Here is an 18995-nt window from a genome sequence, read left to right as displayed (position 1 = left end):
GGTGGTTCTCCTTCCATACGGTGGGCTGGCTATGCGGTGGCGCGTTCTTCCTTGATGCGCTGGCGGTGCTCGCGGGCGCGGGCGGCGGCGCCGGCGGCGAGCTGGGCGTCGGCGGTGGTGGGCCAGCCGATGCCGGCGAGGGTGAGATCGCAGACGATGAGGGTGGTCTCCTCGTCGTGGTGATCCAGGCCGTGGCGGGCACGCCATTCGGCCTGTTGGGTGCGGCGCCAGGTGCGGCGGGCGGCCCGCAGGGCCTTGTGGGTGGTGGAGTAGCGGCGGGACTTGGTAGCGAAATGCCCGCCGAACCCGAGCATGTGGGTCCAGCGTCGGAGCCGGCCGTAGGTGTCGTGCCAGTCGCGTTTCTGCTGGTCGGTGGTGTACTCGCGGGGGCGGGCGCCGAGCTGCCAGGCGTAGGCGACCAGTCGGCCGAGGTGGGTGTCGCCGTCGCTGTAGTACTCGGCGGTCTCGGCGGTCATCCGGCCGGTGAGCGGGAGCCCGGTGGGCTCGGTGGCCTTGGTGGCGTACTTGGCCAGGTAGCCGGCCACGGCTTCGGGGGTGATCTCGCCAGTGCCGAGGTGGGCGACCGGGCGGACGTCGAGCTGCGGGCCCCAGTGGATGGGCCAGGAGTGGCCGGTGTCGGCGTAGTCCGGCGTGCGGAATCCGGTGTTGGCGACCGCGGCGGCGACGAGTTCGGCGAGGTGGTCGGCGGTGATCTCGGCCGGTGGGGGGAGTATGGCATCCGGGTCGGCGGGATCGATCTGGTCGAGGCGCAGCAGGGCGTGGAAGTGCACGACGCCGCGGCGCTGGTACTCGGCGACCTTGCCGTAGGAGACGCGGAGCTTGACGCCGTGGCGGCGTTCCAGGGGCCGCAGTGACCGGGCGAGGGCAATCATGGTGCGGCGCCAGAGTTCGCCGGCCCAGCCGTTCCACACGACGTGGTGGGCGTGGTCGTAGCAGTCCAGGCAGAGCGGGCGGCCCAGGCAGGGGGCGTGTTCGGTGTGACGCTGGGTGCAGACCAGCGGCTTGCCGTGCGGGCAGCGGCGGATGTCGCGGCGCATGTGGCAGGGCCGCACCTTGCCGGTCGTGCGGTTCGCGACCCGGGTGTGGACCGGGCCGAAGGACGGCGCGGTCGCGGTGGCGAACACCGCCGGATGGGCCGATACGGAGGCGGGCACGCCCTTGCCGCCGACCAGGCCGGCCTTGATGAGCTGGAAGGTGTCGGCGCGGTAGGTCTCCGCGCACGGCGGGCACACGCTGGCGCGGCGGTCGCCGCAGGGGGCGTAGAGGACCCCGTCGGGCATGGTGTGGGTGTGGCGGGTCTCGACGACGCGGCCGGTGGCGCGTTCGACGGTGTGCACGGAGCCGGTCAGCCGGACCGGGCGCACGCAGCCGCGGGTGCTGGCGGTGTGGGCGAGCCAGCGGCCGAGACCCGGGGAGCCCGCGCGGCGCAGCAGCGTCCGTTCGTGCCCGGACCGGAGCGCGGGTGTCGGGGCGGCTGCGGTCATGCCGCTGCGCGGCAAACGAGGGCCGGGTCGGTGTATCGGGCGTGCGCACACAGCGCGTGGCCGAGTTCGTCGGCGGCCGCCGGGGAGAGCGCGACCTCGAGGGGGCGCGGCAGCTGCAGGACCGAGCGGGCGACGAGCAGGACATGCCCGCCGGTGAGGGCGACGCCGAGGTTGACGTAGCCCGGAGCGCGGTAGGCGTGGGGGTCGGCGGTGCGTGCGAGGTCCGGGGCGAGCAGCGCGGACTGATCGCCGGGATGGGCACGCAGCATGCCGACGACGTCGGGTTCGTCGGGCTTCTGGTCGCGGTCGTTCATCGGCGGTCTCACCAGGGGATCGCGGGGAAGTGGTGGCCGAAGTAGTCCCGGGCGATGTGCTCGGCGCGGGCCAGGACGGTGGCGACGTCGGCGGGCGTGCGCCCGGCGGTCCAGCAGGTGAGGTCGGCCCCGTCGAACCGCATGACCGCATCGACCGCGCAGAGGGGATCGACGACGCGGCCGCCGAGGGTGTCGCCGTAGCGGGCCAGGTGTGCGGCGAGGACAAGCACGATCTGGCGGGCGGTGAGGGTGTAGGTCTCGGCGCGCAGGTAGATCGGCTCGTCGCGGGCGGTCACGGTCCGGCCGGTCGCCGGGAACGTGGCCGGCGCCGGGTGGTCGAGGGTGGCGGTCATGGGTCTCTCCGTTTCTGTCGGGAGGTCCGTTGGCGTTCACCAACACCCCCGGCAAATCGCAGATGAGATGCCAGGGATGAGGGTCACCGTCAACGGGTGTTCGGGTCCGTGAGGGCGAGCGCGCGCCGGATGGTTCCGGTGGGCCGGTAGCGGCCCGGGTGCTGCAGGGCGAGCAGCCGGACGAGGCTGGTGAGCACGTCGCGCTTGTGCGGGCCGTGGCAGGAACCGAGGTAGCGGGCCGCGATGAGGTAGCTGTGATGGCCGTGGTGCCGCTGGCCGGTGAGGATCTCAACGGCGAGCCGGATGGCGATCTTCTCGGCGTACCGGCGTTGCCCGGCGGTCATGACCGCGTGCCCGGGCTGGGGGCGGCTGTGTATGACACGGACGTGTCGGCCGGGAGGGCGCCGGCGTCATCGGCGAAGTCGGCGGCGCTGATCGTGTAGGTCTCGACGCCGGCGAGCCGGGACACGAGCCTGACGAGCAGAGCACCGATCACGAGGATGCCGAGGGTGACGATGAGCAGGGTGTTCATGGGCAGACTCCTCCTGTGTTCGGAATAGCGGCGGCTATCCCGAATTCGTGTTCGTGCCGGATAAAAAGCGGTAGACCGCTAACCAGCGGCGCCGTTGCCTCCGCGGATGAGTAGTGCGGTGGCGATTAGGGCGCGGATGGCGCCGTCATCGAGATAGGCGGCCTTGAACCGGCGGGGGATTCCACCCTCGGCGAGCAGCCAGCCGACCCCGCGATCTTCGGGTCGGATGTTCTTGGCGGAATAGCCGTCCTTGGCCCAGCCGACGGACAAGATGATGTCCGAGGACGAGTCGGTGGTGCAGCGGAAGGCGACGCGGAAACCGAACAGGTCCCGCAGCGAGGTGGGAATGATGTCGGCAGACGGGCGCTGGGTGGCAGCGATGACGATGATGCCGGCGGCGCGTCCCCGGGCGACGAGGTCGCGGACGAGGGTCTTGAACTCGTCCTGTTCGGCCGGGGTGCCGATGGTGACCGAGTAGTAGGCGAGTTCGTCGATGACGCAGAGGATCACGTCAAGCCCGTCGGACCGCAGGATCTTGCGGCGGCCGGCGACGTCGAGCAGCCGGTAGCGGGTGTCCATCTCCGCCTGGAGTTCGCGGAGCCGATCGAGGGCGTCGGTGATGGCGTTGCCGACGAACACGTCGGCGACCGAGCGCCACAGCCCGAGTTCGACGACCTTGCCGTCGAACAGCCACAGTCGGCAATCCGTCGACAACGCGGCGTGGGCGATGATCGTGTTGAGCAGGGACGACTTCCCGGAGCCGGGTTCGCCGCCGGTGAGCAGGTTGCGGTACATCAGGGTGACGGTGACCGCCTGACCGTTCTCGTCGATGCCGAAGTGGACCGGGTCGTAGATCGAGAACGCGTCAGGGCGGGACGGGCGGGGCCGTCGGCGCCGTGCGGCGGGCAGGAACATCGCTGATCATTCCTTCGGGCATGTGGTTGGTCTCCGTGAGTGGCCGGGACCCGGGACACGAGCAGGCGCTCCCGGGCCGTCGGCGTCGTGCAGGGCCAGGTCAGACGTAGTCGCTGACGTCGACCCCGCCGAACCCGGTGACGCGGGTGTCGGTGCCCTCCGAGCTGGCAGTCGTGCCGGTGTGCTTCGGTCGTGCCGGTCGCGCGGCGGCCGGCGGGGTGCGGTCGGTGCCTGCCGGGACAGGAACCAGGTCGGCCCGGTTCGGCAGGGGCACCACGGCGGCGATCTCGGCGCCGGTGTCGTGGATGTTGACGCTGACGCCGTCCAGGACCGCGGGTGCGACACTGTCGCCGGTGGCGAGCGGGTCGCGGCGGACGATCTCCACCACGGCGAGGGCCGCTTGCCGGCGGCAGGGTTCGACGCGGGCCTCCTGTGCCCAGCAGGACACGGCGAGGCGATCGGTGATCTGATCGAGGTCCTTGACCGACAGCCCGGCGGGGAGCCAGACTCGGACGCGTTCTCCGACTTCGGAGGGCCGTGACCACAGCAGGAACGGCATACGGCCGTCGTAGGTCATCGTGCCGGTCTGCACGAAGCAGGTCCGGATACGGTGCCGGGTGTACACGCACCAGGACCGGCGCAGGACGTACCGGCGGGACGCCGGGACCGCGAACACGATCAGCGTCGTGCCCGCCAGGGTGATCATCGCGAGGTCGGGACCCAGCTCCGCACGGAGCACGAGGGCCACGGTCACCAGCACGGTGGTGACGGTCAGTTCCGCGCGGTAGCGGACCAGGAACCCGAGCACACGCATCAGCGGGTGCTGCTCGGGACGAGTGAACAACTCCACGAATCCCAGCTGGGAGCCGCGCCGGCTGCCCACGCCGGGGCTTCGGCGACGTGCCATGATGACGATTCCTCTCGCTCATGCTCGATAGGGCGATGTAGCGACAGAGGAGGACGCGGGGCCGGATCAACCGGTCGGGACAACTGCCGGTCCCGTGTCCACCCTTGCCGATCGGCGGTCGAAGAGCCCTTCGTCAGAAGGGCGGATCTCCGAGGTTCTGCTCGTCCTCGACGCGCATGCGGTGCGACAGCACCTGCTTCAGCATGCCGAGGTAGATCATCGCGAGCTCGAAACTCTCGATGGCATCGACCAGGTGCCCGTAGCGGACCGCGACGTCCTTCTTCCGATCGCAGTAGACCAGTGAAACGAACTGGCTCGCCTCATACGCGGCGCTGTGCACGATCTCACGAAGCGAACTCTCGATCTGCTCGTGCACCTTCTTCCGGCTGGCCATGGGCCGGTATCGGCTCTCGTAGTCGTCCTCCTGATGCTGCGGGACGATGGTCACCGGCTTACCGTTGGACTCGGACATGCCGAACTCCCTTCAACGATGATTGGTCGGTTGCTCGGCGATCAGGCCGACTTGGAACCCGAACCGGATCCGCTCATCGGGACCACGGACTTGGCACGAAACGCCACCCGGGAGTTGCCGTTCTGCACCCACGGCATCGCCTGCAGACGCTCTACGGTCACGTATTGACCCTGGCTCACCTTCGGCGGATCTGCGATCGCCACCGTGACCAGAATCGTCTCCGCGTCCGCGTCGAACCAGGCAACGAGCTTCACGGCATACAGGGGCAGGTTCGTGCCGCCGCTCTTGTCGCGACGCTGCACACCGTCCTTGTCCAGGCGCGGTTCGAACTCACCGCTCACCTGAAACTTCACGTCGGAGGTGTCGAGAATGAGATCCATGACTGCTGTGCTCCTTCAGCGGATCAACTTGCAGGAAACGCGTCCGGATGGACGAGTGTCTTCAGCATCGTTCGGAGTCACACGGGAGAGCAGAGGCAGTAATGGGGGCAGCCGGTGGGGGCACGCCTGCCCCCACTTCACATCTGTGAACCAATCGCCGGCCGTTCGGTGGCCGCACCGGTGACCGGCTTCGGCAAGTCACCCGGTCGGGTCCGATCGACTCGGTACCCTCGCCGTGTGGCTGAGGATCAGGAGCGTCCGGCATGGGCAGAGCGGCTGCGTCAGGAGCGCCTCGCGCGAGACTGGTCGCAGTCCGATGTCGTGGCGGCGATGCGGACCTTCGCCGAGGTCCCGCTCCCGGAGGGCCTGCTCGACCAGTGGAAGCGCTGGGAGCGCGGCCGGAACCGGCCGGATGAGTTCTACCGGCCGTTGATTGCGGCCACCTTCGGCACCGTCGTCGAGTCCATCTTCGGTGAGGACCGGCCGCCGACTGGTCGGCGCGGCACCACCGACGAGCTGCTCATCGGCCGCAGCGGCATGGACACCCACGAACTCGTCCAGCGCATCCGGCAGTCCTCGGTCACCGACCACACGCTCGACGCCCTCGCCCTGACGGTGGAGCAGCTGTGCTGCGACTACGCCAGCCGTGACCCGTTCAGCCTGATCACCGAGAGCCGGGAGTGGCTGACCCGCCTCACCGGGCTGCTCGACCAGCGGCTGACCCTCGCCCAGCACCGCGACGTCCTCGACGCGGCCGGCTGGCTGACCCTGCTCGTCGGCTGCCTGGAGTACGACACCGGCCAGGCCCGCACCGCCGAGGCCACCCGGGTGGCCGCGCTGGAGCTGGGCAAGGAGGCCGACAACAACTCGGTCGTGGCGTGGGCCCACGAGATGCGCGCCTGGTTCGCCCTCACCCACGGCCGCTTCCGGGAGGTCATCGCCGCGGCACAGGCCGGCCAGGACGCGGCCCCCGGCCGGTCGGTCGCCGTGCAGCTGCTCGGCCAGGAGGCCAAGGCGTGGGCGCGGATGGGCAACCAGCGCAACGTCGTACGCGCCCTGGAGAAGGGCCGGGTGCTGCTGGACTCGCTGCCCTACCCCGAGCGCCCGGACAACCACTTCGTCGTGGACCCGGACAAGTTCGACTTCTACGCGATGGACTGCTACCGGCTCATCGGCGACGACAAGCTCGCCGACATGCACGCCCGCGAGATCATTCGCAAGACCACCAACGCGGACGGGACCTCGAATGCCCCGATGCGCAACGCCGAGGCCCGGCTCACCCTCGGGGTGGTGGCCGCCCGCCGCGGCGATCTGGCCCAGGCCGCCGCCCACGGCCAGGAGGCGCTGGCCATCGAGCGCAGGTCCCAGCCCTCGCTCCTGATGATCGGCAAGGAGTTGGACGAGGTCCTGCGCCAGCGCTACGGGGCCGAACCCGAAGCCGCCGAGTTCCACGACGCCCTCGTCGAGGCAGCCCGCGGCGCAGCCTGAGCCTGCAGGCACCGAAACTGAGCAGCTATGACACGGTCACTCCAGCCACAGTGTGATCCCATAAGCGCAGCGTCAGACCCTGACTTGACCGCCCAGCAAGTGCTCCCTTGCTTGTCCCTCCTATGTCCACTCTTCCTCTGCAAGCGGTGCAGCGTTGAGCTGGTCGCGCCGCACGCGCCAGTCGGGAAGCAGCTGATCCATGAGCGATGTGAATCGCTCGCCGTGGCTGCGCTCGAGCAGGTGCGTCATCTCGTGGACGGCGATGTACTCGAGGCAGTCAGGATGTTTCGTGGCGAGCTCGAGGTTGAACCAGATGTGGCCGGACTCTCGGTTGCACGAGCCCCACTTGGTCTTCATCCGCCTAATGCTCCACTTGGGCACTGGGCGGCCGACGGCGGGCTCCCAGCGGGCAAGCAGTTCAGGAATTCGCCTGCGAAGCTGCGCGCGCTGCGAGCGTTGTAGGACAGCCAGGCGGCCATTCCGATCCATGCCTGGGGGCACGTATAGCAACAGACGCTCGCCGTCGACCTCGACGTGGGCGCCGCCCGGCCGCTCAATCACCTTGAGACGGTGCCGCCGACCCCAGACGTAGTGGGACTCGCCGGTCACCATCTCGCGTGCCGACTGACGCTCGGCCGACCGCAGCTGCTCCCGTTGCTGCTTGATCCAGGGCAGTCGCTGGATGACGGCCAGGCGGACATCGTCATCATTCAGCCGCTGCGGCGCCGCCACCCGGACCCGCCCAAGCGGTGGGTAGACCCCGATGTGTAGGTTCTTGATGTTCTTGTAGACGACGTCAACGTCGATGCCGCGGACCGTCAGGTAAGCACTAGCGGTACTCATGGCGGGCCTTCAGGAGGTCGAAGAGCTCGTCGAGGCGATCGAAATCCGGTGGCAACGCCTGAGCCAGGGCGCGCTTAACCTTCTTCTCCTTCATCGGGTTGCCAACCCAGGAGTCCGGCTTGGTATGGAGGATGGTGGTGTCGATCTCGACAGCGAGCTCGACCAACGGGTGGAAGAAGTCAATGAGAGCCCGGCGGGCGCCGGTGTCCGCCCAGGCTGGATAGGCCGTATCGGACTCACCCTTGCCGAGCTTCTGGGCGTGCCCCAGCAATTTGGCGATGTAGACCTGGTAGTCGAGCGCTCCCTGGCGCCGTTCCTCGAGGATGGCGTCGAGCAGTTTGGACATCTTGTCGTAGTACTTGGGGTTCAGGGCGTGCTCGTCGATGATCACTTTGCGCATGTTGTTGGTGATCGTCGCGGCGACCGCCTCGGGGTCCCGCTTGATTCCCGCCGGGAGCTTGTCGATCGCACCGGTGCCGAGTTGCACGATGAGATCGATGAGCCCGGCGTCCTCGAAGTTGGTGATGGTTTCCGATGGCTTGGCGCTGATGTAGGTGTCGAGCAGGTGGCGCATGCCGGCCTCGTACTGCTTGAAGTCGATGTCTTCGCCGGCGCCGAGCTTCACCTCGTCGCGAACGTTCGCGTAGTGGGCGATCTCCGTCTTGATGGCTGCTGCCTCGGCCTCACCGTAGCCGGCGGCGGTCATGTCGTTGGCAAGGTTGCCGTAGGCGCGGGTGACCGCGGCGACCGCCTTGTACAGTTCGACGCGCTTCGGCTCGTTGGTCTTGAGTTGCTCGGCGTTGCCAGGTTCCACGGCGCAGAAGTACTCCTGGTATTGCAGGGTGTCCTTCGGCGGCGCGACCGGCTCGCAGAGTGCTCGGATGGTCTCGAGGGCTTCGTCGAGGTCCTCGCGGGCCCTGTCGATGCGGTCGGACAGCAAGCCCTCGATGTCAGCCTTCTCGTAGCCGTCGAGCGCTCCGCTGGTGTAGTCGATGATGGCGGATTCGAGCGAGTTGAACAGATCGCGGTAGTCGACGATGTAGCCGTAATCCTTGTCCTCACCGTCGAGCCGGTTGATGCGGCAGATGGCCTGGAACAGGCCGTGATCGCGCATCGGCTTATCGATGTAGAGGTACGTCGCGGACGGGGCATCGAAGCCAGTCAGCAGCTTGTCGACGACGATGAGCAGCCGCATCTGGCCCGGGTGCTTGACGAAGCGCTCCTTGACCTGGCGCTCGAACTCGTCGACCTTGGCCATGGCCTGGTCGGCCGGCTCGTTGAAGTGGTCGGCGAGCATCTGGCGGTAGATCTCGTACTGGCGCAGCTTCTCGGTGGCGCCCGCGCCGGCGTCCTCCTTGGCGATGTCGCCGGCCTGCGGCGCGTATGAGGTGACGATGGCGCACTTGCCCTTGAAACCGGCCTGGCAGAACAGCTCGTAGAACTTGCAGGCCTGGTAGATGCTCTGCCCAACGAGCAGGGCGTTGCCGCGGCCGTCAGACAGCCGCGGCTTGGTCTCCATGTCGAGCAGGATGTCGTCGACGATCTGCCGGGCGCGCGGCTCGGAGCTGACGACCTTCTGCATGGTGCCCCAGCGCTTCTTGAGCTCGGCGCGGGACAAGTCGGTCATGCCCTTGGTCTTGGCCTCGAACCACAGGTCAACCTTGGCGGGTGAGGTCAGCTCCTGGTCGATGGTGCGGGCTTCGTAGCGCAGGTCGAGCACGACGCCGTCGGCGACGGCCTCGTCGAACTTGTAGGTGTGGATGAAGCGGCCGAAGGTCTCGATGCTCGTCGTCTTGTCCGCCTTGAGCAGCGGCGTGCCGGTGAAGCCGATGAACATGGCGCCGGGTAGCAGCTGCTTCATGGCGTCATGCAGCTTGCCGGACTGGGTGCGGTGGGCCTCGTCGACAAAGACGAAGAGATTGCCCTTGGCCCGGAAGTCCTTCGACACGCTCGCTTGCAGCTCCTTGATGTAGTCGCCCTCGGCGGCGTCACGCGCCACCTCGTCGTCAGAGCCGCGGAACTTGTGGATGAGTGAGCAGACGAGCCACTCGTCGGAGCGGTTGAGCGTGGCGAGCAGGTCGGTGCCGCTCGTCGTGCGGTAGATGGCCTCGTTTACGCCGCTGAACACCTGCTCGATCTGCTCGTCGAGCTCGGTGCGGTCGGTGATGAGCAGCACGCGCGGGTCGGTCTGCTGCTCGCGGATCCACTTGGCGAGCCAGACCATGGTGAGCGACTTGCCTGAGCCTTGGGTGTGCCAAATGATGCCGCCCTCTCGCCGGGTGATGCGTTCCTGGGCCGCCTTGACGCCGAAGTACTGGTTGTGCCGGCAGGTCTTCTTGACGCCGGCGTCGAAGACCATGAAGTCGTGGACGAGCTCGAGCAGCCGGGCCTTCGCGCACAGCTGGATCAGCGCCCGATCGAGCGGGTTGGTGATGTCCGACGGCTCGGGCCAGGCCAGCCAGTACTTCTCCGGTGTGTCGATGACGCCGTAGCGCAGCCCCTCGACGTCATTCCCGGCGAGCACAAGCTGGACGGTCGTGAAGAACGGGCGGATGAACTCCGGCCGCTGGTTGCCGATGGTCTGGCGTATGCCTTCGGAGACGGCCACCTTGGAGCGCTTGAGTTCCAGCGTGACGAAGGCGATGCCGTTGACGTACAGCACGACGTCGGGGCGCTTCGGGTGCTGGCCGAGGACGGTGACTTCCTCAGCGAGGGCGAAGTGGTTGGCCTCGGGGTGCGCCCAGTCGATGAGCCAAACCGTCTCGGTCTGCTCGCCGACGCCGGGTTTGACCTTCACGCCGTAGCGCAGCAGGCCGTAGACGTCGCGGTTGGCTTCGTACAAGTCGCGGCCGCCGCCGAGCGAGGCGTCGCTCTTGAGCTTGTCGATGGCCTTGGTGATCAAAGTGTCGTCGTAGCCGCGGACGCGCAGGTTCTGCGCCAACAACTCGACCTCAACGTTCGAGTTGTTCTCGCGGTACTCCCAATTGCCCAGGTACTCGTAACCGAGCTGGTCACGGAACAGCGTGACCACGCGGTCCTGAGCCAAGCGCTCGATCTGTCCTACATTGCTCATGAGGAAGTCTCCACGTCCGAGGCATCAACCCAGCGCGCAAGCACGCTGAGTGCTGCAAGGTACTCCAACGCCTCTTGCTCGGAGAGCTCCTGATCTGCCTCGTGGCTGAGGGGATTGCGGATACCCGCGAACACGCCTTCGGCGAAGGTCATCGCGCCACGCTGAATCGACTTGTAGGTATCACTTGCCTCCGGCCTTATCCGGCGGAGACGAGTCTTACCTGCGGTCGGAGCATCAAGAGTGAATGCCTGCTTGAACAGGTCGGTCTCGCTAACATCGCGCCGCCCGACCTTGTTCTGGGTCTCGGCATTCAGCTTCTTGATCGCCCCCTCAACGGCTTCCCGATAGTGGCCGGATTGCCACAGAGACTTGGCGCCACCCCAGACCCATGGATGCAGACGCGCGGCGGATAACTCAGGTGCGTTCTCGCCAAGGTTTTCACGTATCTCGTCTTCCCGGGCGATCGCCTCGCGTCCTCTGATTGCCGCCTCGCGATGTCTTGCCCAACGACTGCGCCTCAGACTCACATCCAGCGCCGTCCAACCTACGACAGAGCGGTCGAGAATCTGTTCCACAACATGCGCCATCTTCGCTATCTCGACATCAGGCTGCTGTGTTCTGTATGTTCCGGCGCTGACAACTCCAGATGGCGGAGGTACATGTGTCAGAGACGTCGCTTCGATAAATCGATCCAGTTCCGTAATCGCCCACTCCGCATTCACGACGCAACCTCCAGAGGAAGGCGCGTCCGCCCAGTGAGAAGCTGCTGCATCGTGCCTTGCTTGATGGACTTGGCCTTGTTAAGGCGGCTACGGAGAGCACTGATCACATTGTCAGCATCCACCAGCACCTCAGCGATCGCATCCTGCTCATGTCGTGGAGGAAGTTCGATGCTTACCGAAGCCAGTGCACGGCTATTGATGTGCACGATGGCATCGCCCTGACCTGCGCGAGCTTTTTGCGTCGACACTGCGGGAGTATTTGCGAGGGTCGCGAGATAGATAGGGTTGAAGCTCCCGCGAAATACCACAATGTCGCCGCCAGCTACCGCCGGTTCCTCGCCTATGTAGGCCACGCACGTGCCGATCTCCTCACGCGTCTCGCCAGAGCCCGCGAACATGAGATCTCCCGAGTGAAGGGGCAAGGCGGTAGCCGCGATGTCCGGGCTGACGAATGAACGTGCAGTATCGGTGTAGTTGACGAAGTCTGTGTAGAGCTCGCCATAACGGATACAAGGTATGCCAGACTGGCGCACATCGTCACGCTTGATACCTCGGCCCTTCAGAAAGACTCCGAGGTCACCAAGCGTTACGACCTCCCACGGATCTGTGAATCCGGGCAGCCGAGTCCTGCCCGTCATCAACTGCTGCATCATGCCCTTCTTGATCGCTTGCTTCTTGGCGATCGTACGCTCGAGCGCACCAATCAGGTGGTCGATGTCAAGGAGCGCAGCTGCGATCGCCCTCTGCTCCTCTATCGGTGGCATCGGGATTTGTAGGCCCTTGACGATATCCGTATTGACATTCTGCTGCGAACCCGTTTGGCCGGCTGATCGTAGTTCGCTCTGTAGCGACCTCAAGGTGTAGAGGAGGTAGGTTTGGTCGAGCCCACGCAAGTTCTGGATTGCGACGAAGCCGTCATGAATGCACGCACGAATACCGGTGACGATCGGAACACCCACCGTGGCGGCGATGCTCATGATCAACGTTCCTGGCGGGAGAAGCCTGCTGCGTGTGATGCCGTCAGGCGCGAGCCACTGCGTCGTAGATCTGAGTACGAGCCCATCGGAACGGCCCAGGTCAGCGATACGAACCCACCCCACATCGCTGGTGTCGCTGAACCAACGAGGCGACGCGATCGGTCGTGGCGACGCTCCACGCGTCACGGTTGCATGGTGACCGAGCGGACTTCGTGTCCAAGCCTCAGAGGGCGCGCTCACGAACCGACCCCCATCTCTGCGAGATGTCGCGCCACCTTTGCCTCGAGCTCGCCAAGCGCGGCGTCCAGTTCGCCGACGGTTTCTGTGTAGCGCCGACCCAGCTGCTGTATACGTTCCACAAGCGTGAGCGTGAGCGCCGTGACCTCACCCGCAACGCGGGTAGCGATGGTGGTGTGCCACTTGTCGTCGAGCACGAGCTGCTTGACCTCGGGAAGCGTGAGGTCGACGTACTGCTTGATCGTGGCGCGTTCAAGCTGGGTTTGAGCTTCCTTAGCCTTCTTCTTGGCTCCGCTCTCGAATTTGAGGAACGAGATCACCTTGGCGATCGCCTCGGCCGCTTCATCGTCACCGGCTTCACTGATGTCCGTGAGGGCACTCGATGCCGACTTCTGGGTCACCTTTCCCTTATCATCGAGAGCCTCCCAGAGGAGGCCGTCCTCCACAGCGTGCTCTTCGACGAACTCTTCGAGCTGATGAGTGGCCTCCTCGGCAGCGGCGGTGAATTCATCGAACTGAGCTTGCTGATCTGCCAAGAATCGTCCAACAACGAGGGCCGGTGGGATCAGATCCATGACGTAGCGCTCGGCGATTGCTCCGGTGCCGAACTGGATGTGGGCGTCTTCGAACTTCGGCTTCTTATTCTTATCGTAGCCGAGGATGCGGGCAGCACGAGGTTTTGCAGCCTCCAGCCATCCGTTACCCAGAACGAGGGCGACGTCGTCGTGCATGACGTCGTGCCAGTAGGTCATGAGCCGCTCGTAGACGTCGTACTCGTCGAGCAGCGGGACGTCCTTGAAGCGGGCGAGCAGGTCGTCGCCGAGGTGCGCGATGAGGTCCTTGGGAACGGTCGTCTCATTGATGGACTGCAGGATCGGGCGATGCGCGGAGAACCAGTCATCGACGATGGCGCGGACGTCACTGGCGAACTTCTTGAATTCGTCAGAGTCGAGGATGATCTGCTGCACCTGCTCGAGCGCGATAGCCAAATCGCTGTAGCCCGACCGGTTGTCCTTGAAGAGCGCACTCCTGAGCGACGGGAAAGCGTCCCAGTATCCAGCAAGGGCGTCGAGGTCGCGGTTCGGGATGCCGCCGTGCAAGTGGGCGTGGAGGTCTTGGAGGTCCTCCGGTTCGGAGGAGTCGATGTAACGCGGGATGTTCAGGTTGTAGTCGTTCTTCGGGTCGGCGATCTCGACGAGTGGCACCAGGCGCGAGTAGCGCTCAAGCTCGGTCTGCTTGGTGAAGACGTCGACGATCTTGTGGATGTCCCGGCTACGCAGGCGGTTCTTGTTGCCGTCCTTCATGAAGCCTTTGGAGGCGTCGATCATGAAGACGCCGGTGCGGGCCTGGGCGTTCTCCTTGTCGAGCAGGACGATGCAGGCCGGGATGCCGGTGCCGTAGAAGAGGTTGGCTGGCAGGCCGATGATGCCCTTGATGTAGCCGCGGCGCAGGAGTTGCTTGCGGATGGCCGCCTCGGCGTTGCCGCGGAACAGCACGCCGTGCGGCATGATCACCGCCGCCTTGCCGGCGCTCTTGAGCGACTTGAGCACGTGCAGCAGGAAGGCGTAGTCGCCGTTCTTCTCCGGCGGCCGGCCGAACTCGAAGCGGCCGTAGTCCTGCTCCAGGCCGTTGCTCCAGGACTTGAGCGAGAACGGCGGGTTGACGACCGCGAAGTCGAAGGTCCGCAGCGCGCTACCGGTGGTGAACTGCGGGCTGGTGATGGTGTCACCCTTGCGGATGTCGGCGTCCTCGTTGCCGTGGAGGATCATGTTCATCTTGGCCAGTGCCCAGGTGGCGTTGTCCTTCTCCTGGCCGTAGATGGTGATGCCGCGTGGCGCTTCGTCAGCGACCTTGAGCAGAAGCGACCCGGAGCCGCAGGCCGGGTCGTAGACCGTCTGGTCCTGGCGGGTCTGCGGGCCGATGCCGACTACCTTGGCGAGCACCCGCGACACCTCGGCCGGCGTGTAGAACTGGCCCTTGGACTTGCCGGACTCGGTCGCGAAGTGCCGCATGAGATATTCGTAGGCGTCGCCGAGCAGGTCGTCGCCCTCGGCCCGGCTGCCGCGGAAGTCGAGGTCGGCGAAGATCGTCACCAACCTTGAGAGGCGATCCTGCATCTCCTTGCCGCGGCCGAGCTTCTCCTCGTCGTTGAAGTCGGCCAGGTCGATGACCTTTTCGAGCCCGTTGGCTTCGGCGAGCTTGCCGATGATCTTGTTCAGCTTGTCGCCGATCTCCTTGTCGCCCTTGAGGGCGACCATGTCGTCGAAGGACCCGCCGGCGGGCACGTCGATGAGGCTGTGCGGGTCGGCCTTGGCCTTGTCCGTCACGTACTTCACGAACAGCAGCGTGAGGATGTAGTCCTTGTACTGCGAGGCGTCCATGCCACCGCGCAGCTCGTCGCAGCTCCGCCACAGCGAGCTGTACAGGTCCGACTTCTTGAGAGCCACTACCAGGCCACCTCCTTCGTCACGGAAAGCAACCGAGGAGCAGGCAGAGTGTCGCCTCGGAGATGCTGCAAGGCACGCAGCGCAGCCATGAATTGACCATCCTTCGCACGTCGGGTGCCGGGCGCCGTGACGCCTCGTGCCACGTACGCTGGCGGCAACCCTAATCCGGATCTTCGTGAGCCTGCCCGTCGGTGATGCGACCGATCGGATGCGACCGGCGAACGGTGAAGCTGGCCGCGAAGTGTGACGGAGGTCGCCCGATACGTCTTAAAGATCGACGACAGCCGTGCGGTGAGGACTTTCGATACGTCTTCAAGCCGCTCCCTGCCGGGAGCGGGCCGGACTGCGGCCGGACGGCAAACGACCCGACCCGGCGGCTTTGGGGCCTCTGGGTCGGGTCGTACCTATGGGCCGCCGGCTACGCGCCGGCAGGGTCGGTTGGAGCCGTAGCGGGTCATCCCCGCTGGCCATGATCGTCTTAGCGTGCCCGAACGGCGTCAACCCCGCTGCGCGCCCCGATCCCGCCAGTGGTGGCGTCGCCCAGCTCGGCTCCGGCGCCGCGGTGATCAGGTAGCGGGATCGGGGGTTCCGGGTTGACCCCGTCCGGTCCCGCCAAGTGCCGGCCAGGATCGCGGGGATGGCGCCGCGCGGTCGCCCCCGGTCGCGTTGACAGGTACATGTCGCAGCCCGACCCACTGATAGCGCGGGCTGATAGCAACGGCCGCCGATCAGCCCGGCCAGAGCGCGATCATGCATCGGGGCTCTCCCACGTCACCGACGGACACGGACCGTCGCAGACGCCCCGGCCGAGCCTGGCAGTCAAGGGGTCAGGGGTTCGAATCCCCTCAGCTCCACCCCGGTCAGAGGCTCGCGGAGCGACCTTTCGCAAGATCAGAAGCGAGCTGAGTGACTAACCGGCGTCGCTGATCGGGAAGATGGTGTCCATCGCGGTGGCGCCGTCTTCCAGTACCGGCCGGAGCTGCTGCCGGTACACCGCTTCGGTCACGGCCGTCCCACTATGCTCGACGAGGCGCGAGACGTGTTCCAGCGGCGTCCAGTCCTTCAGGTCGAGCCTCGCGGCGGCGACCACCTTGCGGAACGACCGGCGGACGTTGTGCACCGCAGGCGCTCGCGCGGGGGCGCGACTCCGCCATCGCGACACCCCTGGCCCGGCTCGATCCAGCGTCTCCGCTCTCACTGCATGTGGCAGCGCTCACCAGCGTCTCTCGCTGGTCGGAAGTCGCGGGTCAGCCACTGGGTCTGGTCGTCTCGGCGTGCCAACCTCCCGGTGGGAAGGGTATGAACGATGCAGTTCTATCTCAACGGCTACAAGACCGGCGACCCGTTCATCGAGGACCCGCATCCGTCCGTGGCGGAGCGGCCGGGAAGTCTTCCCCAGGATGTCGACGTCCTGATCATCGGGTGCGGTCCGGCCGGTCTCGTCCTGGCTGCGCAAATGGCCAACTTCCCCGGCATCAGGACCGCGGTCATCGACCGCAAGGACGGTCCGCTCGAGGTGGGCCAGGCCGACGGAGTCGCCTGCCGCACCGTGGAGATGTTCGAGGCGTTCGGTCTGGCTGACCGTCTGGTCAACGAGGCCTACTGGGTCAACGAGGTCTGCTTTTGGCGGCCGGACCCGGAAGACCGGACCAAGATCACCCGTACCGGGCGCATCCGGGATACCGAAGAGGGATTGTCGGAGTTCCCGCACGTGATCGTCAACCAGGCGCGAATGCTCGCCTACCTTCTGGATCACATGGAGCGGTCCGCCAGCAAGTTGGAGCCGTTCTACAGCCTCCACGCCAGCGACGTCCAGATCGACACCAACGGCTCGTCGGAGTACCCGGTGACGGTCGCCCTGCAGCACATGAAGGACCTCGAGGAAACCGGCGAGACCTCGACGATCCGGGCCAGGTATGTCGTCGGCTGCGACGGCTCACGCAGCGGTACCCGGACCGCGATCGGCCGCGAACTGGTCGGCGACCCGATGAACCAGTCCTGGGGCGTCATGGATGTCTTCGCGATCACCGACTTCCCGGACATCCGGCTCAAGTGCGCGATCCACTCCGCGAACCAGGGCAACATCCTCATCATCCCGCGTGAGGGCGGATACATGGTCCGGTTCTACGTCGAGCTGGACAAGGTCAGCGACAAGGAGATGCTCGAGAACCGGAGTGTGACCCCGGAGAAGCTGGTCAAGGTCGCGAATCGCATCCTGCACCCATACACCCTTGAGGCCAAAGACGTCGGGTGGTGGGCGGTGTACGAGATCGGCCAGCGTCTCTGCGACAAGTTCGACGACGTGCCGGTGGCGGAGATGGCCACCCGACTTCCGAGGGTGTTCATCGCAGGCGATGCCTGCCACACGCACAGCGCCAAGGCCGGTCAGGGCATGAACGTGTCCATGCAGGACACCTGGAACCTCGGGTGGAAGCTGGGTGCCGTCCTCAGGGGTTCGGCCAAGCCGGAACTCCTGCACACCTACTCCGAGGAGCGTCAGAAGATCGCCAAGCAGCTCATCGATTTCGACCGCGAGTTCGCCAAGATGTTCAGCGCCCACCCGAGGGAGTCCGGCGGCGGCGAGGGAGAGGGCGTCGACCCGGAGGAGTTCCAGCAGTACTTCATCACGCAAGGCCGTTTCACTGCGGGAACCGCAACCAGGTACGCCCCGTCAATGATCACCGCCGAAGCGATGTTCCAGCACCTCGCGGAGGGCTTCCCGGTCGGGATGCGCTTCCACTCTGCCCCGGTCGTCCGGTTAGCCGACGCCAAACCGGTCCACCTCGGCCACGTCGCTCGGGCGGACGGCGCCTGGCGCATCCATATTTTCGCCGACCGGAACGACCCGACCACCGGAGGCTCGCTCGCCCGGGAGCTGTGCGAGTTCTTGGAGTCGGACGCGTCTCCGATCAAGCGCTTCACGCCGGCCGATGCCGACCCCGACTCCGTGATCGATGTCCGTGCCATCTTCCAGCAGGGGCATCGTGAGCTGGCCGTCGAGAAGATGCCGTCGGTCCTGCTGCCGAAGAAGGGCAGGTTTGGCCTGGTCGACTACGAGAAGATGTTCTGCCCGGACCCGAAGGCTGATGACATCTTCGAGCTGCGAGGCGTGAACCGCGAGACGGGCTGCATGGTCGTCGTCCGCCCGGACCAGTACGTCTCGCACGTGCTCCCACTGCACGGACACGAGGCACTGGTCGACTTCTTCGCCGGGATCCTGATCGACGCCAAGCGGTCCCTCAGAGCGCGCGCAGCGGAACGACGCCAATCGGTCACGCAAGATCTGCAGCCAGCGGGCAAGTGAGCGACAACCGCCGCGTCGAGCAGCGGACCGGTGTGGACGACAACAGACAGGACGACCAGTCCGCACACCGTTGCGCCGCTGCTGGCGGCTTGACTCCCAGTGCCTGGCAGTCAAAGGTCAGGGGTTCGAATCCCCTCAGTTCCACCCATGTCAGTGGACCGCGTCCATCGCGGCCCCGTTCGAGACCACGACCGCGTCGGATTTATCGCCCATGCGGATCGGCCTGCCCCATGGCATGATCGGCGTTTGGGCCGGGGGAGTCGTGTCCTTCGCGGTTGCTGGCTCCCAGACGTCGGTCATGAGGCGTATCGGCAGCGAAGCCCATCCGCGAGCGTCGGAAATGGAACGTACGCCACGCGTCTGCGGTGGATGTCCCGTTCTTGCCGAGCGCTGCCTGCCGGATCGGTTCCATCGGTCAGGCGGCCGCAGCGTTGACCATGATCATCGGTTACGGGACATCCGCGCCACTCATGGCGCCTACGTCCCTCAGTCGATGATCATGGTAGAGATGATCCGGTGCTGAGGA

Annotated in this window: 17 protein-coding genes; 2 read left to right on the top strand and 15 right to left on the bottom strand. The window is 66.1% G+C overall.

Annotated features, from left to right (window positions below; all coding sequences use genetic code 11):
* Positions 1-29: 29 nt before the first annotated feature.
* The 9 genes from G567_RS0113125 to G567_RS0113085 all read right to left on the bottom strand — a co-directional run bounded on the left by G567_RS0113125 (position 30) and on the right by G567_RS0113085 (position 5378).
* The gene (locus G567_RS0113125; RefSeq protein WP_037057096.1) at positions 30-1505 is read right to left on the bottom strand and encodes a replication initiator; all 1476 of its coding nucleotides are present in this window, start codon (positions 1503-1505) and stop codon (positions 30-32) included.
* Positions 1502-1819 carry a hypothetical protein gene (locus tag G567_RS0113120; protein ID WP_028930359.1) on the bottom strand — a complete coding sequence of 106 codons (318 nt, stop codon included), beginning with the start codon at positions 1817-1819 and terminating at the stop codon, positions 1502-1504. Before G567_RS0113120 ends, G567_RS0113125 begins: the two co-directional genes overlap by 4 nt.
* 8 nt (positions 1820-1827) lie before the next feature.
* On the bottom strand, positions 1828-2172 hold the full coding sequence (locus G567_RS0113115) for a hypothetical protein (RefSeq protein ID WP_028930358.1): 345 nt from the start codon (positions 2170-2172) through the stop codon (positions 1828-1830).
* Between the two features lie 89 nt (positions 2173-2261).
* A complete protein-coding gene (locus tag G567_RS0113110) occupies positions 2262-2516 on the bottom strand; it encodes a hypothetical protein (protein WP_028930357.1) in 255 nt (84 codons plus the stop codon).
* Positions 2513-2704: a hypothetical protein gene (locus G567_RS0113105; protein ID WP_028930356.1), complete on the bottom strand. Its 192-nt coding sequence runs from the start codon at positions 2702-2704 to the stop codon at positions 2513-2515. The genes G567_RS0113110 and G567_RS0113105 overlap by 4 nt, the downstream gene beginning before the upstream one ends.
* Positions 2705-2782: 78 nt before the next feature.
* Positions 2783-3619: an FtsK/SpoIIIE domain-containing protein gene (locus G567_RS0113100; RefSeq protein WP_037057090.1), complete on the bottom strand. Its 837-nt coding sequence runs from the start codon at positions 3617-3619 to the stop codon at positions 2783-2785.
* A gap of 100 nt (positions 3620-3719) precedes the next feature.
* Positions 3720-4526: a hypothetical protein gene (locus G567_RS32075; protein ID WP_147201086.1), complete on the bottom strand. Its 807-nt coding sequence runs from the start codon at positions 4524-4526 to the stop codon at positions 3720-3722.
* Positions 4527-4659: 133 nt separating this feature from the next.
* A complete protein-coding gene (locus G567_RS0113090) occupies positions 4660-4998 on the bottom strand; it encodes a hypothetical protein (protein WP_028930354.1) in 339 nt (112 codons plus the stop codon).
* A 41-nt stretch (positions 4999-5039) separates the two neighbouring features.
* Positions 5040-5378: a hypothetical protein gene (locus tag G567_RS0113085; protein ID WP_028930353.1), complete on the bottom strand. Its 339-nt coding sequence runs from the start codon at positions 5376-5378 to the stop codon at positions 5040-5042.
* A gap of 237 nt (positions 5379-5615) precedes the next feature.
* Between G567_RS0113085 and G567_RS0113080 the strand changes: the two genes are divergently transcribed.
* Positions 5616-6866, top strand: coding sequence for an NsdA family TPR-like regulatory protein (locus G567_RS0113080; protein WP_028930352.1), 1251 nt, complete (start codon positions 5616-5618; stop codon positions 6864-6866).
* A 120-nt stretch (positions 6867-6986) separates the two neighbouring features.
* Here G567_RS0113080 and G567_RS0113075 read toward each other — a convergent pair whose 3' ends face one another.
* The 6 genes from G567_RS0113075 to G567_RS28580 form a co-directional block, all read right to left on the bottom strand.
* Positions 6987-7709: a M48 family metallopeptidase gene (locus tag G567_RS0113075; protein ID WP_028930351.1), complete on the bottom strand. Its 723-nt coding sequence runs from the start codon at positions 7707-7709 to the stop codon at positions 6987-6989.
* Positions 7696-10782: a type I restriction endonuclease subunit R gene (locus G567_RS0113070; protein WP_028930350.1), complete on the bottom strand. Its 3087-nt coding sequence runs from the start codon at positions 10780-10782 to the stop codon at positions 7696-7698. The genes G567_RS0113075 and G567_RS0113070 overlap by 14 nt, the downstream gene beginning before the upstream one ends.
* Complete coding sequence (locus tag G567_RS28585) at positions 10779-11504, bottom strand: TIGR02391 family protein (RefSeq protein WP_037057085.1); 726 nt, start codon at positions 11502-11504, stop codon at positions 10779-10781. Before G567_RS28585 ends, G567_RS0113070 begins: the two co-directional genes overlap by 4 nt.
* Positions 11501-12604, bottom strand: coding sequence for a restriction endonuclease subunit S (locus tag G567_RS0113060; protein WP_261763848.1), 1104 nt, complete (start codon positions 12602-12604; stop codon positions 11501-11503). Before G567_RS0113060 ends, G567_RS28585 begins: the two co-directional genes overlap by 4 nt.
* Positions 12605-12717: 113 nt before the next feature.
* Complete coding sequence (locus tag G567_RS0113055; protein WP_084796115.1) at positions 12718-15165, bottom strand: type I restriction-modification system subunit M; 2448 nt, start codon at positions 15163-15165, stop codon at positions 12718-12720.
* Between the two features lie 910 nt (positions 15166-16075).
* Entirely contained in the window at positions 16076-16285 is a 210-nt protein-coding gene (locus tag G567_RS28580; RefSeq protein WP_051232923.1) for a hypothetical protein, read from the bottom strand.
* A 186-nt stretch (positions 16286-16471) separates the two neighbouring features.
* Between G567_RS28580 and G567_RS28575 the strand changes: the two genes are divergently transcribed.
* Positions 16472-18469 carry an FAD-binding monooxygenase gene (locus G567_RS28575; protein ID WP_084796114.1) on the top strand — a complete coding sequence of 666 codons (1998 nt, stop codon included), beginning with the start codon at positions 16472-16474 and terminating at the stop codon, positions 18467-18469.
* Positions 18470-18995 lie beyond the last annotated feature (526 nt).

The organism is Pseudonocardia asaccharolytica DSM 44247 = NBRC 16224, from assembly GCF_000423625.1.
Taxonomy (GTDB): Bacteria; Actinomycetota; Actinomycetes; order Mycobacteriales; family Pseudonocardiaceae; genus Pseudonocardia; species Pseudonocardia asaccharolytica.
This window is presented reverse-complemented; position numbering and strand designations above follow the sequence as displayed.